Raw genomic sequence first — 13,638 nt, forward strand, 5'->3', positions numbered from 1 at the left:
CCTACGCGGCGCGCGGCGGCCGCTGGCAGCGGGGGCAGAAGTAGCTGGAGCGGTTCATCCACGGGCGGCGGCGGATGGCCGTACCGCAGCGGCGGCACGGTTCGTCCTCGCGCCCGTAGGCGTCCAACGACCGGTCGAAATAGCCGGATTGGCCGTTCACATTGACGTAGAGGCTGTCGAAGCTGGTGCCGCCGGCCGCGAGGGCCTCGTTCATGACCTCGCGGATGTGGGTGAGCAGTTCGGCGGTCCGCGGGCGGGTCAGGCCCGCGGTCGGGCGCTCGTAGTGCAGCCGCGTGCGCCAGAGCGCCTCGTCCGCGTAGATGTTGCCGACGCCGCTGATCAGCGACTGGTCGAGCAGAGCCCGCTTGACGGTCGTGCGGCGCCCGCGCAGCGCCGTGTGGAACGCGGCGTCGTCGAAGGCCGGGTCCAGGGGGTCCCGGGCGATGTGCGCGATGACGTCCGGGAGGCCGTCGGGGTCGCCGAGGACGGTGTCGTGCAGGGAGAGCCCGCCGAAGGTGCGCTGGTCGACGAAGCGCAGTTCGGTGCCCTCGGTGTCGGCGAAGCGGATGCGGACGCGCAGGTGCTTCTCGTCGGGGGCGTCCGGCGGCTGCACCAGCAACTGGCCGCTCATGCCGAGATGTGCGAGGACCGCCCGGCTCCCGTCCCCCACCGGAAGCCACAAGTACTTGCCGCGCCGCCGGGCCGCACCGAGCCGCTGCCCCGTCAACTGCGTGCCGAAATCGGCCGGTCCGGCCAGATGGCGGCGGATGGCCCGCGGGTGCAGCACCTCGACGGCGGCGACGGTGCGGCCGCCGACCCAGCGCTCCAGGCCACGGCGGACGACCTCGACCTCGGGCAGCTCGGGCATGGGTGCGCTCCTCCAGGCTGCCGCCCCCCGGCGGCGGAAAGACGAAGACCGGTTCGCAGCACCGGAGTCGGTGCCGCGAACCGGCCGACGGTTCGTACTACGCGCTCTGCTGCGCGCCGCCGGCGGAGTCCGCCGACGGGGAGCCGCCCTCCTTGGCGGCGGCGATACGCTCTTCCGCCGCCTTGTGGATGGCGCGCCAGGCGGACTCCGCCGCCTGCTGCTCCGCTTCCTTCTTGCTGCGGCCGGTGCCGGTGCCGTACGCGACACCACCGACGCGGGCAGCAGCCGTGAAGGTCTTCTCGTGGTCCGGACCGGTCTCCGTGACCAGGTACTCCGGGACACCGAGACCCTCGGTGGCCGTGAGCTCCTGGAGACTGGTCTTCCAGTCCAGGCCGGCGCCGAGGTTCGAGGACTTCTCGATCAGCGGGTCGAAGAGCCGGTGCACCAGCTCCGAAGCGGCGTCCAGACCCTGGTCCAGATAGACCGCGCCGATGACCGCTTCCAGCGTGTCCGCGAGGATCGAGGCCTTGTCCCGGCCGCCCGTACCCTCTTCACCGCGGCCGAGCCGGATGAAGGAGCCCAGCTCCAGACCCCGGCCGACCTCGGCCAGCGCCCGGGAGTTGACCACCGCGGCCCGCAGCTTGGCCAGTTGGCCCTCGGGCAGGTCGGGGTGGATCCGGTACAGGGTGTCCGTGACCACCAGGCCGAGAACGGAGTCCCCGAGGAACTCCAGCCGCTCGTTGGTGGGCAGGCCGCCGTTCTCGTAGGCGTAGGACCGGTGCGTCAGCGCACGCACCAGAAGGGCGGTCTCGAGTGTGTACCCGAGCCGCCCTTCCAGAAGCGTGTGAGACGAGGCCGCGTCCGCCTGAGGCGCCCCATTCCCGCGACTGCGGGATGGCGTAGTGGCGTCTGACATGGAGCCTGTCACCCGCCGATCAGACCTCGAGGACCTGGCGCTTGTTGTAGGTGCCGCAGCTCGGGCACGCGATGTGCTGCTGCTTCGGCTCGTGGCAGCGCTCGCACGCCACCAGGGGGGTGACCGCAGCCTTCCACTGCGACCGGCGGTGGCGCGTGTTGCTGCGCGACATCTTCCGCTTCGGAACAGCCACGGCTACTTCTCCTGTGAGTCATCCCCGTTGGCACGGGGTGCGTTGTCCTTCTCGCCGTCCTGGTCGGAACCGGCGAGTCCCTGCAGTGCCGCCCAACGGATGTCGACGGTCTCGTGGTGGTGGTCCGGGTCGTCCGCCAGCCGCGCTCCGCACTCGGAGCACAGGCCGGGGCAGTCGTCCTGGCACACCGGCTGCAGCGGCAGTGCGAGCACCACCGCATCCCGCAGCACGGGTTCGAGGCCGAGCAAGTCGTCCTCGAGGAAGAGCGTGTCCTCTTCGTCGTCCTCGTCCTCGTCGTCGGCGGCCGCGAGGCGGCCACGCTCGTCGAGGTCGGGGTAGGAGTACAGCTCCTGGAAATCCACTTCGAGCTCCTGCTCGAGCGGCTCCAGACACCTTACGCACTCCCCGGTCAGCGGTGCACGGGCGGTGCCTGTGACAAGCACCCCTTCCATGACCGATTCCAGCCGGAGGTCAAGCTCAACGGTCGCACCCTCGGCCACCCCGATGACCTCGATACCGAGATCCTTGGGAGCGGGGACGGAGCGGGAGAGCCGCTTCAGCGCACCGGGACGCCGGCCCAGCTCGCGTGTGTCGAACACGAGAGGGTCACGGTGATCAAGGCGGGCGTTCAGGGCTTCCTGCTTTCTACGCGGGTGAGGCCGCACCCCGCGCGGAACGCCGAGGGCAGCCTGGATCGCGGATGCATGCGCGACCGAAGAGCCAGGATACTGGACGCCCCGCTCTGGGCCCAATCCGCTCCGGTTGTCCCGCTGCGGACGCGGCCGGTCAGCGGCCCTGCTCGTACCGGCGGAGCTGGTCGAGGTCGATCATCCCGGTGTCGAAGAAGCTCTTCTCGTCGAGCCCGGCGCCCTGTTGGTGCGGCTGTTGCACCTGCGTCTGCTGGACCTGCTGCGGTACCTGCTGCTGTTGCACCTGCTGCGGCTGTGCCGCGTAGTGCTGCTGGTGGTAGCCGTACGGGTCCTGGTAGCCGCTCTGGACGGCGTACGGGTCCGGCTGCGCCGGGTAGGCCTGCGGATAGCCGTACGGGTCCTGGTAGGCCGCTGCGGGCTCCTGGTAGTCCGCGTAGACGGGCTGCTGCGGGACCTGCTGCGGCGGGCTCACCGGCTGCTGCTGGGAGGCGGCGAGCTCGGCGAGGAAGTCCGCGTCGCTGGTGGGAGTGCCCGCCAGCGGGCCGCCCTGGTCGGCCAGGGCGCCGAGCTCGTCCGCGGGGCGGGCCCCCGTCAGCTTCTCGCGGCCGCGGCCGACGGCCTCCAGGGTCCTGGCCAGGACGGCCGAGACCGCGCCGAGCTTGGCGTCCACGTAGGCGTCGGCCCGCTGCCGCTGCACGCCGGGGTCGGCGCTGCGCTCCGGGGCGTCGTCCTCGCCGGGGCCGCCGCCGTCCTGCAGGCCGAGCAGCTTCTCCCGGCCGCGGTCGACGGAGCCGATGGTCTTGGTGAGGACGACCTCGAAGTTGGCGAGCTTGCTGTCGACGTAGTCGTCGGCCTCGGCGCGGACCTGCTCCGCCTCCAGACGGGCCTCCGCGAGGATGCGGTCGGCCTCGTCCTGGGAGCGGCGGGCGACCTCGGTGTCCGAGATCAGCGTCCCGCGCTCGGCGCGGGCGGCGTCCAGGATCCGCTCGGCCTCCTCGCGGGCGTCCGCGACGAGCTGCTCGCGGTCGCCGATGACCTCGCGCGCCTGGGCGAGCGAGCCGGGCAGCGCCGTGCGCATCTCCTCCAGCAGCGCGAGCAGCTCGGCCCGGTTGACGACGCAGGAGGCCGACATGGGCAGCGAGCGGGCACCGGCGACGGCCGTGACGATCTCGTCGAGCTTCTTCTGTACGTCCACCTGGCGCTCGCCACTCTCTTCCGACCGATGGGAACGGACGGGGACGACTGTAAGGCCAGCGGACCCCGCCGGGCACTCACCGGCGTCGCGCCGGGGCGTCAGCTCTGCGCGAGCCGCTCGGTGAGGGCCTCCAGGACCAGCGGCGGCACCAGGTGGGAGACGTCGCCGCCCCAGGCCGCGACCTCCTTGACCAGGCTGGAGGAGAGGAAGCTGTAGGTGGGGTTGGTGGGGACGAACAGGGTCTCGACGCCCGAGAGGCCGTTGTTCATCTGGGCCATCTGCAGCTCGTAGTCGAAGTCGCTGACGGCCCGCAGCCCCTTGACGATGGCGGGGATGTCCCGCTCCTTGCAGAAGTCGACGAGCAGCCCGTGGAAGGCCTCCACCCGGACGTTGCCGTACTCGGCGGTGACCTGGCGGAGCAGGTCTATCCGCTCGTCGACCGTGAACAGGCCCTGCTTGGACTTGTTGATCATCACGGCGACGTGCACGACGTCGTACAGCCGGGAGGCCCGGGCGATGATGTCGAGGTGTCCATTGGTGACGGGGTCGAACGACCCCGGACAGACGGCGCGGCGCAACGGTGGTTCCTCGCTCTCCGGTCCATTCATGACGTGCCTGATGATGTCTCAGCAGTGCACGCCGAGGCGGCGCGACCGTACCAAAGCGTCCCCTCGCCGTAGCGACGGGCCCTCAGTCCGTCGAAGCCGTCCGGCCAGCGGAATTCCCCGCCCCTGGTGCTGCGCTCCACGGTGGCGAGCGCATCCTCGGCCAGCCAGCCCCCGGTGCGGAGTGTGAGGAGGATCTCCCGCACCTCCTCGTCCGTGACGGCGTAGGGCGGGTCGAGGAAGACCACGTCGTACGGGGCGGAGGGCGCGGCTCCGGAGGCGATCTGCTCGGCCTTGCCCGTGCGCACCTCGGCTCCCGGCAGCCCGATGACCCGGACGTTCTCCCGGATCACGCGCACCGCGCGGGCGTCGGCCTCCACCAGCAGCACGTGCCCGGCGCCGCGCGAGAGGGCCTCCAGGCCCACTGCGCCCGAACCGCCGTAGAGGTCCAGCACCCGGATGCCGTCCAGGGTGCCCAGGAGGGACTGCCAGGTGGAGAACAGGCCCTCGCGCGCCCGGTCGGAGGTCGGGCGGGTGCCGGTGCCGGGCGGCACGGCCAGGCGGCGTCCGCCGGCGGTGCCGGCGATCACGCGGGTCATGGTGTCGGGGTCCTTCGCGGTGTGAGTGCGCTGTGCGGCTGGCGCCGCGTCATCAGCGTAGGCGGTTCGTTGGCTGCGGGCCGGTGGGGGCTGGTCGCCCAGTTCCCCGCGCCCCTTCGGGACGCTAGCCCTTGTCGAGGAATTCCTCCCGTTCCTCGTCCAGCAAGGCGTCCAGAGCCGTGCGCAAGGCGGGAAGGTGGTCCAGCTCGGGGTCGGCCGCCACCACCGCCGCCGCCTCCTCGCGGGCTGCCGCGATGATCTCCTCGTCGTCGATGACGGCCAGCATCCGCAGCGACGAGCGGACGCCGGACTGCGCCTGGCCGAGCACGTCGCCCTCGCGGCGCTGTTCGAGGTCGATCCGGGACAGCTCGAAGCCGTCCAGCGTCGAGGCGACCGCGCCCAGCCGGGCGCGGGCCGGGCTGGCCTCGGGCATCTCGCTGACCAGCAGGCACAGGCCGGCCGCCGAGCCGCGGCCGACGCGGCCGCGCAGCTGGTGCAGCTGGGAGACGCCGAACCGGTCCGCGTCCATGATCACCATCGCGGTGGCGTTGGGGACGTTCACGCCGACCTCGATGACCGTCGTCGCGACGAGGACGTCCACCTCGCCCGCGGCGAAGCGGCGCATCACGTCGTCCTTGGCGTCGGGCTGCATACGGCCGTGCAGCACCTCGACGCGCAGCCCGGCCAGCGGGCCCTTGGCGAGCTGCTCGGCGACCTCCAGGACGGCGAGCGGCGGGCGCTTCTCTGCCTCGTCCTCCGGGGACTCCGGAGACTCCGGGGACTTCTTCCTGCCGTTCGCGCGCTCCTCCTCGTCGCCGATGCGCGGGCAGACGACGTACGCCTGGTGCCCGGCCTCGACCTCCTCGCGCACGCGCTCCCAGGCGCGGGCGAGGAAGTGCGGCTTGTCCTTGGCGGGCACGACGTGGCTGGCGATCGGCGAGCGGCCGGCCGGGAGCTGGGCCAGGACGGAGGTCTCCAGGTCGCCGAAGACCGTCATGGCCACGGTGCGCGGGATCGGGGTCGCGGTCATGACGAGCAGGTGCGGCGGTTGTTTGCCCTTGGAGCGCAGGGCGTCGCGCTGCTCGACGCCGAAGCGGTGCTGCTCGTCGACCACGACCAGGCCGAGGTCGTGGAACTGGACCTTGTCCTCGATGAGGGCGTGCGTGCCGATGACGATGCCGGCCTCGCCGGTGACCAGGTCGAGCAGGGCCTGCCGCCGGGCCGCCGTGCCCATCGAGCCGGTGAGCAGGACGACCTTGGTGCCCTGGTCCGAGCCGCCGAGCATGCCGCCTTCGGCGAGGTCGCCCATCATCTCGGTGACCGACCGGTGGTGCTGCTGGGCGAGGACCTCGGTGGGGGCGAGCATCGCGGCCTGGCCGCCCGCGTCGACGACGGCGAGCATGGCGCGCAGGGCGACCAACGTCTTGCCCGAGCCGACCTCGCCCTGCAGCAGCCGGTGCATGGGGTGCTCGGTGGCCAGGTCGTCGAAGATCTCGGCGGAGACCTGGCGCTGGCCCTCGGTCAGGGTGAACGGCAGCCGGGCGTCGAAGGCGTCGAGCAGGCCTCCGGCGACGGGCTTGCGGGCCACGGCCGGGAGCTGGGCGTCGGCGTGCCGGCGGCGGGCCAGGGCGACCTGGAGGACGAAGGCCTCGTCCCACTTCAGCCGGGCGCGGGCGTCCTCGATGTCGGCCTTGGTGCGCGGCCGGTGGACCTTGCGCAGCGCCTCGGGCAGCGGCAGCAGTCCGCGGCCCTCCTGGAGGGCGGGCGGCAGCGGGTCGGTGACGGCCTCCCAGCCGGTGGCCTCCAGGGAGGCGAGCACCACGTCCACCGCGTTGGAGATCTTCCAGGACTCCATCTGGGCGCAGGCCGGGTAGAGCGGGATGAGCTGCTGGGCCCAGGCCTCGACGGCGTCCGCGCCGCTGTCCTTGCCGAGCATCTCGTAGGCGGGGTGCGACAGCTGGCGGACGTTGCGGAAGGTGCCGACCTTGCCCGCGAACATGCCGCGGCGCCCGGGCAGGAGCTCCTTCTGGTGGTGGTAGATCGACCGCCCGAAGAAGACCAGCTGCAGCCGCCCGCTGCCGTCGGTGAGCGTGACCTCCAGGCGCTGGCCCCGGCCGGCGTTGAACTTGTGCACGCGGGCGTCGGAGACCTGGGCGACGACCGTGACGTGCTCGTCCAGCGGCAGGTCGTTCAGCCGCGTGAGCTCACCGCGCTCGGCGTAGCGGCGCGGGTAGTGGTGCAGCAGGTCGCCGACCGTGTGCAGGCCGAGGTGCTCGGCCATCACTTTGGCGGTGTTGCCGCCGAGGCTCTTGTTGAGGGGCTCAGAGAGCAGCACGTTGTCTCCAGGGGCTCCGCCACGGGTTTTCGGCTGGGGGTCTGGGGGTTATCCCCCAGAGAACCGCAGCGCGGTGTTGCCGCCGAGGGTCTTCTTGAGGGGTTCGTCTAGGGCGGGCACATGCCCCATTGCACACCATGGGTGTGACAGTGCCGGTCAGGTGCGCATCATTCGATCCCGATGAGCAGCGGCGCGCACTGCCGGCCGCCGCGGTAGACGACGGTGTCCACGGCCAGGTGGGCGTCCCGCACGTGCCGTTCCAGGCGGTCCGCCACGGCGTCGGGGACCTCGTCGCCGAGGACGAGGGTGACCATCTCGCCGCCCGCCGCGAGCATCCGGTCCAGGACGGTCCCGGCGGTGGCGGCCAGGTCCTGTCCGATGACGGCGACGTCGCCGTCGATCAGGCCGAGGACGTCCCCGGCCTGGCAGACGCCGGCCATGGTCCAGGACTGCCGCTCGGCGACGGCGAGTTCCGCGTACCGGGTGGCGCCCGCGGCGGAGGTCATGGCGACGACGTCCTCGTCGAAGCGCCGGCCGGGCTCGTGGACGGCGAGGGCGGCGATGCCCTGGACCGGGGAGCGGGTGGGGATGACGGCGACGCGCACGCCCTCGGCGCGGGCCTGCTCGGCGGCGGCCGCGGCGGTGTGGCGCAGGTCGTCGTCGTTGGGCAGCAGCACCACCTCGCGCGCGTGGGCCCGGCGCACGGCCTGGACCAGCTCGCCGCTGGCGGGCGGCTCCCCGGGGCGCACGGCCACCACGGTCGCCCCGGCCTCCGTGCACAGCGTGGCCAGGCCCTCGCCGCGGACGACGGCGACCACGGCGCGCTGGACCCGCTCGCGGGTGCGGGTGCGCTCCTGGGCGGCGCCGCCGAAGTGGGTGATGCGGATCCGGTGGGGGCGCCCGGCGTCGATGCCCGCCTCGACGGCCGCTCCGGCGTCGTCGACGTGCACGTGGACGTTCCACAGCCCGTCGCCGCCCACGACGACCAGCGATTCGCCGAGCGCGTCCAGGCAGGTGCGCAGCCGGGCGACGGCCTCGTCGGCGGCCTCCAGCAGGTAGATCACCTCGAAGGCGGGCTCGGCGCCGGTGCCGGCGCCGCCGAAGTCGGCCCGGCAGCCCTCGGGGTGGTGCGCGCCCTCCGTCCACGCGCGCGTGGCCAGCGGTGCGGGCCCGGCGGTCTCCGGGCCGGGCGTGCCGCCCGCCAGGGCGCTGGACAGCGCGCCCAGCACCTCCACCAGGCCCCTGCCGCCCGCGTCGACCACGCCGGCCTTGCCGAGGACGTCGAGCTGGCGGGGGGTGGCCTCCAGGGCGGTGCGGGCGCCCTCGTACGCGGCGCGGGCGGTCTCCGCCGCGGCGGCGCCCGGGACGGCCGCGGCGGCCTCGGCGGCGGCCGCGGCCACGGTGAGCACGGTGCCCTCCACCGGGCGGGCCACGCCCTCGTACGCGGACTCCACCGCGCGCTCCAGGGCCCGGCGCAGCAGGGCGCCGCCCGTGCCGCCGTGGTGATCCTCGTCACCGGCGGAGGTCAGCACCTCGGCCATGCCGCGGAGCAGCTGGGCCAGGATCGTGCCGGAGTTGCCGCGGGCCCCTATGAGCGCGCCGTGGGCCATGGCCCGGACGGCCTCGGGGAGCCCGGGCCGGGAGCCGGGGCCGGTGGTGGCGTGGCCGTCGAAGGCGGCGTCCACGGCGCGGGCCGCGGACTCCACGGTCAGGTAGAGGTTGGTGCCGGTGTCCCCGTCGGCGACGGGGTACACGTTGATCGCGTCGATCTCCTCGCGGGCCCGGCCCAGCGCGTCCAGCGCCAGGGCGCACCAGGTGCGTACCGCGTCGGCGTCGAGCGTGTGCGGCACCTGGGTCCTCCTCGGACGGCTCGGGGCTGGGGCAGTGGGCAGCCTAGTCCGGCGTGGTTCCCGTCCCGGGCGGGGAAGGGCAGGCCGGGCGGGGTCCGGGCCGGTCATGGTAGTTTCGTTGTCCAGGAGCGGTCGTTGTATGCTGCTCCGGTTGCCTGACGAGAGTCAGGCTTTCCCTGGCAAGCCAAGTCACCATCGACCCGGCACGCTGGGATTTCCCGTAAGTGCATCTGAAGTCTTTGGAGTGACCCGTGGCTGCCAACTGCGACGTCTGCGGCAAGGGGCCGGGCTTCGGCAACAACATTTCGCACTCGCACCGCCGTACGTCCCGTCGCTGGAACCCGAACATCCAGCGTGTGCGTGCCGTGGTCGGTCGGACGCCGAAGCGCCTCAACGTCTGCACCTCGTGCATCAAGGCCGGCAAGGTCTCGCGCTAATCGCTAGCGCAGCCCCGCCGGTTGCCGAAGCCGGTCCACCTCGCGGTGGGCCGGTTTTTGCTTTGTCTGCGGGCTGTCCGTGGCTGGGCGCGCAGTTCCCCGCGCCCCTACGGGGCGCGGAACGTCCACCCGTGATCCACCGGCCCGATCCCCCCGCCCAGCGGGAAGCCGGCCGCAATCGCGCCCGTCACGTAGTCCTTGGCCCGGGTCACCGACTCGGGCACCGGATACCCCTTCGCGAGCCCCGAGGCGATCGCGCTGGCCAGCGTGCAGCCCGTCCCGTGCGTGTGGCGGTTCGGGTGGCGTACCGCCCGCAGCCAGTACTCCTCCTCGCCGTCCGTCAGGAGGTCCACCGCGTCCGGGCCGTCCAGGTGGCCGCCCTTGATGAGGGCCCACTCCGGGCCGAAGGCCAGCACGGCGTCCGCCGCTTTGCGCAGGTCCGCCTCGACCACCACGCGGACCCCGGTCAGCCAGGCGACCTCGTCCAGGTTGGGCGTGGCGACCGTCGCCAGCGGCAGCAGCCTGCCGCGGACCGCGTCGAGCGCCGACGCGGCCAGCAGCGGGGCGCCGTGCTTGGAGACGCCCACGGGGTCGACGACCACGGGCGCGTGCACCCCGGCCAGCAGACCGGCCACGGTCTCCACGAGCTCGGCCGAGGCGAGCATGCCGGTCTTGACCGCCTGGACGCCGATGTCGTCGACGACGCTGCGGAACTGGGCCCGCACCGTCTCGGCCGGCAGCGGCCAGGAGCCCTGGACGCCGCGGGAGTTCTGGGCGGTGACGGCGGTGACGACGCTCATGCCGTGCACGCCGAGGGCGAGCATCGTCTTCAGGTCGGCCTGGATGCCGGCGCCGCCGCCGGAGTCGGACCCGGCGACGGTGAGCACGCGTGGAGGTATCGGCATACGGCCGAATCTACAAGTCGCCCCGCTGGTCCTCGGCGTCCAGGTCCCCGAAGTGGTCCCAGCCGCCCGCCCGGTCCCAGGGGGCGCCGTCGACGGTGACCTGCGGCAGGGCGGAGGGGCTGACCACCTCGCCGATGACCTTCCAGCGGGCGGGCAGCTTCACGTCCGGCGGGAAAGTGGCCACGATGGCGTGGTCCTCTCCCCCGGTCAGCACCCACTGCAGCGGGTCGACGCCGACCGCCTGCCCGATGTCGGACATCTGCGTGGGCACGTCGATCGCGGCCGTGTGCAGGTCGATGCGGACCTTGCTGGCGTCGGCGATGTGCCCGAGGTCGGCGATCAGGCCGTCGCTGATGTCGGTCATGGCGGTGGCGCCGAGCGCCGCCGCGGCGGGACCGGCGTGGTACGGCGGCTCGGGGCGCCGGTGGGCCTCGACGAAGGCGCGGGGCGAGCGGAAGCCCCGGACGAGCACCGCGAGCCCGGCCGCGGACCAGCCCAGCCAGCCGGTCACGGCGACCACGTCGCCGGGCTGGGCGCCGGAGCGGGTGACCGGCTCGTGGTTGCGCAGGTCGCCCAGGGCCGTGATGGCCACCGTGATGGTCTCCCCGCGCACGACGTCCCCGCCGACCACGGCGGCCCCGGCGACCTGGCACTCGTCGCGGATGCCGTCCATCAGCTCCACGGGCCAGGTGGCGGGCAGTTCGGCGGGCACCACGAGGGCGAGCAGCACCGCGGTGGGCACCGCGCCCATGGCGGCGATGTCGGCCAGGTTCTGCGCGGCCGCCTTGCGGCCCACGTCGTAGGCCGTGGACCAGTCGCGGCGGAAGTGCCGCCCCTCCAGGAGGACGTCCGTACTGGCCACGACCCTGCGGTCGGGGGCGGCGACCACCGCGGCGTCGTCACCCGGCCCGAGCCGTACCGCCGGGGTGGTGGTGAGCCGGGAGGTGAGCTCTCTGATGAGCCCGAACTCCCCCAGCTCGCCCACGGTGCCTTTCACTGAGCTCCTCCTCGGAGTGTTCCGTTCCGGTGTCCTCACCGGGTGCTGCCGCGCCGCGCAGGCCGCGCGGGTCTCCCCTCAGCCTGCAGTGACGCGGTACCGTGGCGTCTCTTCTCCCCACATGATCCTCGTAGCCGCCCTGGAGGTTCCGTGGTACAGGCGTACATCCTGATCCAGACCGAGGTCGGCAAGGCGTCGACCGTGGCCGATGTCATCTCCAAGATCCCGGGGGTGATCCAGGCCGAGGACGTCACGGGTCCCTATGACGTGATCGTGCGCGCCCAGGCCGACACGGTGGACGACCTCGGCCGCATGGTGGTGGCCAAAGTCCAGCAGGTGGAGGGCATCACCCGCACGCTGACCTGCCCGGTCGTCCATATCTAGGTCCCCCGTATGCTCGGCCGGTGAAGTCTTCGCTCCGCCGGCCCCCCGGCCTGTCCGCTGTTGCCCTGCTGCTGACGGCCGTGGCCTGCTCGGCCCCGGGCGGGCCCGCGGCGCCGGCGGCACCCACGCCGCCGGCCGCCGAGGCCGCGCTCTGCCGGGCGCTGCACAAGGAACTGCCGGGGACCGTGGACGGCCGCGAGCGGCACGATCCGGTTCCCGCTTCGGACTTTACCGCCGCCTGGGGCAGCCGTCCGGCGATCGTCCTGCGCTGCGGGGTTCCGAAGCCGGAGCTGTTGCAGCGCAATCCGGGCGCGGACGCGGCGGAGATCAACGGTGTCGACTGGCTGCCCGAGAAGCAGTCCGACGGCAGCGTGCGCTGCACCACCACCCTGCGCGAGGCCTGGGTCGAGGTGACGCTGCCGAAGCAGGTCACCGGCGACGCCGGCGACATCGGTGCGCTGACCGATCTCGCCGACGCCGTCAAGAAGACGATCCCCGAGGGGATCATCTCCTAGCCGCTGCCTAGCGCAGGCCCGTCGGGCGGCGCAGCGCCGCCTGGACGAGGCGGTCGACCAGCTCCGCGTAACCCACGCCGCTCTCCTGCCACATGCGCGGGTACATGGAGATCGGGGTGAAGCCGGGCATGGTGTTGATCTCGTTGATGACGAACTCGCCGTCCTCGGTGAGGAAGAAGTCCGCCCGGACGAGGCCCTCGCAGGAGGCCGCGTCGAAGGCCCGTACCGCGAGCTCCTGGACGCGCCGGGTCTCGTCCTCGGTGAGCGGCGCGGGCACGATCCCGGCGGCCGAGTCGATGTACTTGGCCTCGAAGTCGTAGAAGTCGTGGGCCGTGACCGGGGGGATCTCGGCGGGCAGGCTGGCGCGCGGGCCGTCCTCGAACTCGAGCACCCCGCACTCGATCTCGCGGCCGCGCAGCAGCGACTCGACGATGATCTTGGGGTCGTGGCGCTGCGCCTCGGCGATGGCCTCGTCCAGGCCGGCGAGGTCGTCGACCTTGGTGATGCCCATGGACGAGCCGGCCCGGGCGGGCTTCACGAAGAGCGGCCAGCCGTGCTCGCCGGCGAAGTCCACGATCTTCTTGCGGGCGGCTGCGCCCTTTTCCCCTTCGGGGCCGGTCTGCCACTCGCGGGGGCGGATCACCGTGTACGGGCCGACGGGCAGTCCGAAGGAGGTGAAGACCCGCTTCATGTACTCCTTGTCCTGGCCGACGGCCGAGGCGAGCACGCCCGCGCCCACGTACGGGATGCCGGCCAGGTCGAGCATGCCCTGCAGGGTGCCGTCCTCGCCGTAGGGGCCGTGCAGCACGGGGAAGACGACGTCGACCTCGCCCAGCGCCTTGGGAACGGCGCCGGGTTCGGTGTAGACGACCTCACGGCTGTGCGGGGTGACGGGCAGCAGCACCGATCCGTCGGCCGAGTCGGCGAGCTGCTCGACGCTCGGCAGCGTGCGGTCGGCGATCGCCATCCGCTCGGGGTCGTCGGCGGTCAGCGCCCAACGGCCGTCGGTGGTAATGCCGATCGGCAGCACGTCGTACTTGGTCCGGTCGATGGCTCGCAGCACGGCGCCCGCGGTGACCACGGAGATGGCGTGCTCGGAACTGCGGCCGCCGAAGACGACCGCGACGCGCGGCTTGCGGCCGGTGCTCTGGGGGGAGGTCTCGCTGCTCATATCGCGTCGAGAGTACCT

The 13,638-nt window shown here is 72.8% G+C and carries 15 protein-coding genes; 3 read left to right on the plus strand and 12 right to left on the minus strand.

Annotation, left to right across the window (positions count from 1 at the left end; translation table 11 throughout):
• Position 1: 1 nt before the first annotated feature.
• From mutM to ACMATS_RS11635, 9 genes are all read right to left on the minus strand, one after another.
• The gene (gene mutM / locus ACMATS_RS11595) at positions 2-868 is read right to left on the minus strand and encodes a bifunctional DNA-formamidopyrimidine glycosylase/DNA-(apurinic or apyrimidinic site) lyase (RefSeq protein WP_414167857.1); all 867 of its coding nucleotides are present in this window, start codon (positions 866-868) and stop codon (positions 2-4) included.
• A gap of 97 nt (positions 869-965) precedes the next feature.
• Positions 966-1,784, minus strand: a complete 819-nt coding sequence (rnc, locus tag ACMATS_RS11600) for a ribonuclease III (protein ID WP_390776718.1) — start codon at positions 1,782-1,784, stop codon at positions 966-968.
• A gap of 19 nt (positions 1,785-1,803) precedes the next feature.
• Positions 1,804-1,977, minus strand: a complete 174-nt coding sequence (rpmF, locus tag ACMATS_RS11605; RefSeq protein ID WP_015657589.1) for a 50S ribosomal protein L32 — start codon at positions 1,975-1,977, stop codon at positions 1,804-1,806.
• Between the two features lie 2 nt (positions 1,978-1,979).
• Entirely contained in the window at positions 1,980-2,576 is a 597-nt protein-coding gene (locus tag ACMATS_RS11610) for a YceD family protein (RefSeq protein ID WP_390776717.1), read from the minus strand.
• Positions 2,577-2,763: 187 nt separating this feature from the next.
• Complete coding sequence (locus ACMATS_RS11615; RefSeq protein WP_390776716.1) at positions 2,764-3,822, minus strand: ATP synthase F0 subunit B; 1,059 nt, start codon at positions 3,820-3,822, stop codon at positions 2,764-2,766.
• A gap of 98 nt (positions 3,823-3,920) precedes the next feature.
• On the minus strand, positions 3,921-4,430 hold the full coding sequence (coaD, locus tag ACMATS_RS11620) for a pantetheine-phosphate adenylyltransferase (RefSeq protein WP_390776715.1): 510 nt from the start codon (positions 4,428-4,430) through the stop codon (positions 3,921-3,923).
• Positions 4,427-5,026, minus strand: coding sequence for a 16S rRNA (guanine(966)-N(2))-methyltransferase RsmD (gene rsmD / locus ACMATS_RS11625; protein ID WP_390776714.1), 600 nt, complete (start codon positions 5,024-5,026; stop codon positions 4,427-4,429). The genes coaD and rsmD overlap by 4 nt, the downstream gene beginning before the upstream one ends.
• Before the next feature lie 124 nt (positions 5,027-5,150).
• A complete protein-coding gene (gene recG / locus ACMATS_RS11630) occupies positions 5,151-7,361 on the minus strand; it encodes an ATP-dependent DNA helicase RecG (RefSeq protein WP_414167858.1) in 2,211 nt (736 codons plus the stop codon).
• 167 nt (positions 7,362-7,528) lie between these two features.
• A complete protein-coding gene (locus ACMATS_RS11635; RefSeq protein WP_414167859.1) occupies positions 7,529-9,211 on the minus strand; it encodes a DAK2 domain-containing protein in 1,683 nt (560 codons plus the stop codon).
• Positions 9,212-9,462: 251 nt separating this feature from the next.
• Between ACMATS_RS11635 and rpmB the strand changes: the two genes are divergently transcribed.
• Positions 9,463-9,648 carry a 50S ribosomal protein L28 gene (gene rpmB / locus ACMATS_RS11640; RefSeq protein WP_003957616.1) on the plus strand — a complete coding sequence of 62 codons (186 nt, stop codon included), beginning with the start codon at positions 9,463-9,465 and terminating at the stop codon, positions 9,646-9,648.
• Positions 9,649-9,755: 107 nt separating this feature from the next.
• On the opposite strand, the gene thiD is transcribed toward rpmB, so the two are convergent.
• A complete protein-coding gene (thiD, locus tag ACMATS_RS11645; RefSeq protein WP_414167860.1) occupies positions 9,756-10,553 on the minus strand; it encodes a bifunctional hydroxymethylpyrimidine kinase/phosphomethylpyrimidine kinase in 798 nt (265 codons plus the stop codon).
• Positions 10,554-10,563: 10 nt separating this feature from the next.
• Positions 10,564-11,550 (minus strand): thiamine-phosphate kinase, encoded by a 987-nt coding sequence (locus tag ACMATS_RS11650; RefSeq protein ID WP_336416284.1) that lies wholly within the window; start codon positions 11,548-11,550, stop codon positions 10,564-10,566.
• 150 nt (positions 11,551-11,700) lie between these two features.
• Between ACMATS_RS11650 and ACMATS_RS11655 the strand changes: the two genes are divergently transcribed.
• Positions 11,701-11,934, plus strand: a complete 234-nt coding sequence (locus ACMATS_RS11655) for an Lrp/AsnC family transcriptional regulator (RefSeq protein WP_336416285.1) — start codon at positions 11,701-11,703, stop codon at positions 11,932-11,934.
• A 20-nt stretch (positions 11,935-11,954) separates the two neighbouring features.
• Positions 11,955-12,449: a DUF3515 domain-containing protein gene (locus ACMATS_RS11660; protein ID WP_391151731.1), complete on the plus strand. Its 495-nt coding sequence runs from the start codon at positions 11,955-11,957 to the stop codon at positions 12,447-12,449.
• Positions 12,450-12,456: 7 nt separating this feature from the next.
• Here ACMATS_RS11660 and ACMATS_RS11665 read toward each other — a convergent pair whose 3' ends face one another.
• A complete protein-coding gene (locus ACMATS_RS11665) occupies positions 12,457-13,620 on the minus strand; it encodes a D-alanine--D-alanine ligase family protein (RefSeq protein ID WP_390776709.1) in 1,164 nt (387 codons plus the stop codon).
• Positions 13,621-13,638 lie beyond the last annotated feature (18 nt).

It is taken from the genome of Streptoverticillium reticulum (assembly GCF_047456005.1).
Taxonomy (GTDB): domain Bacteria; phylum Actinomycetota; class Actinomycetes; order Streptomycetales; family Streptomycetaceae; genus Streptomyces; species Streptomyces reticulum.

Excerpts from the sequence above, each read along its gene's own strand:
- rnc (WP_390776718.1), bottom strand. The coding sequence starts at position 1,784 with ATGTCAGACGCCACTACGCCATCCCGCAGTCGCGGGAATGGGGCGCCT.
- coaD (WP_390776715.1), bottom strand. The coding sequence starts at position 4,430 with ATGAATGGACCGGAGAGCGAGGAACCACCGTTGCGCCGCGCCGTCTGT.
- rsmD (WP_390776714.1), bottom strand. The coding sequence starts at position 5,026 with ATGACCCGCGTGATCGCCGGCACCGCCGGCGGACGCCGCCTGGCCGTG.
- mutM (WP_414167857.1), bottom strand. The coding sequence starts at position 868 with ATGCCCGAGCTGCCCGAGGTCGAGGTCGTCCGCCGTGGCCTGGAGCGC.
- ACMATS_RS11665 (WP_390776709.1), bottom strand. The coding sequence starts at position 13,620 with ATGAGCAGCGAGACCTCCCCCCAGAGCACCGGCCGCAAGCCGCGCGTC.
- thiD (WP_414167860.1), bottom strand. The coding sequence starts at position 10,553 with ATGCCGATACCTCCACGCGTGCTCACCGTCGCCGGGTCCGACTCCGGC.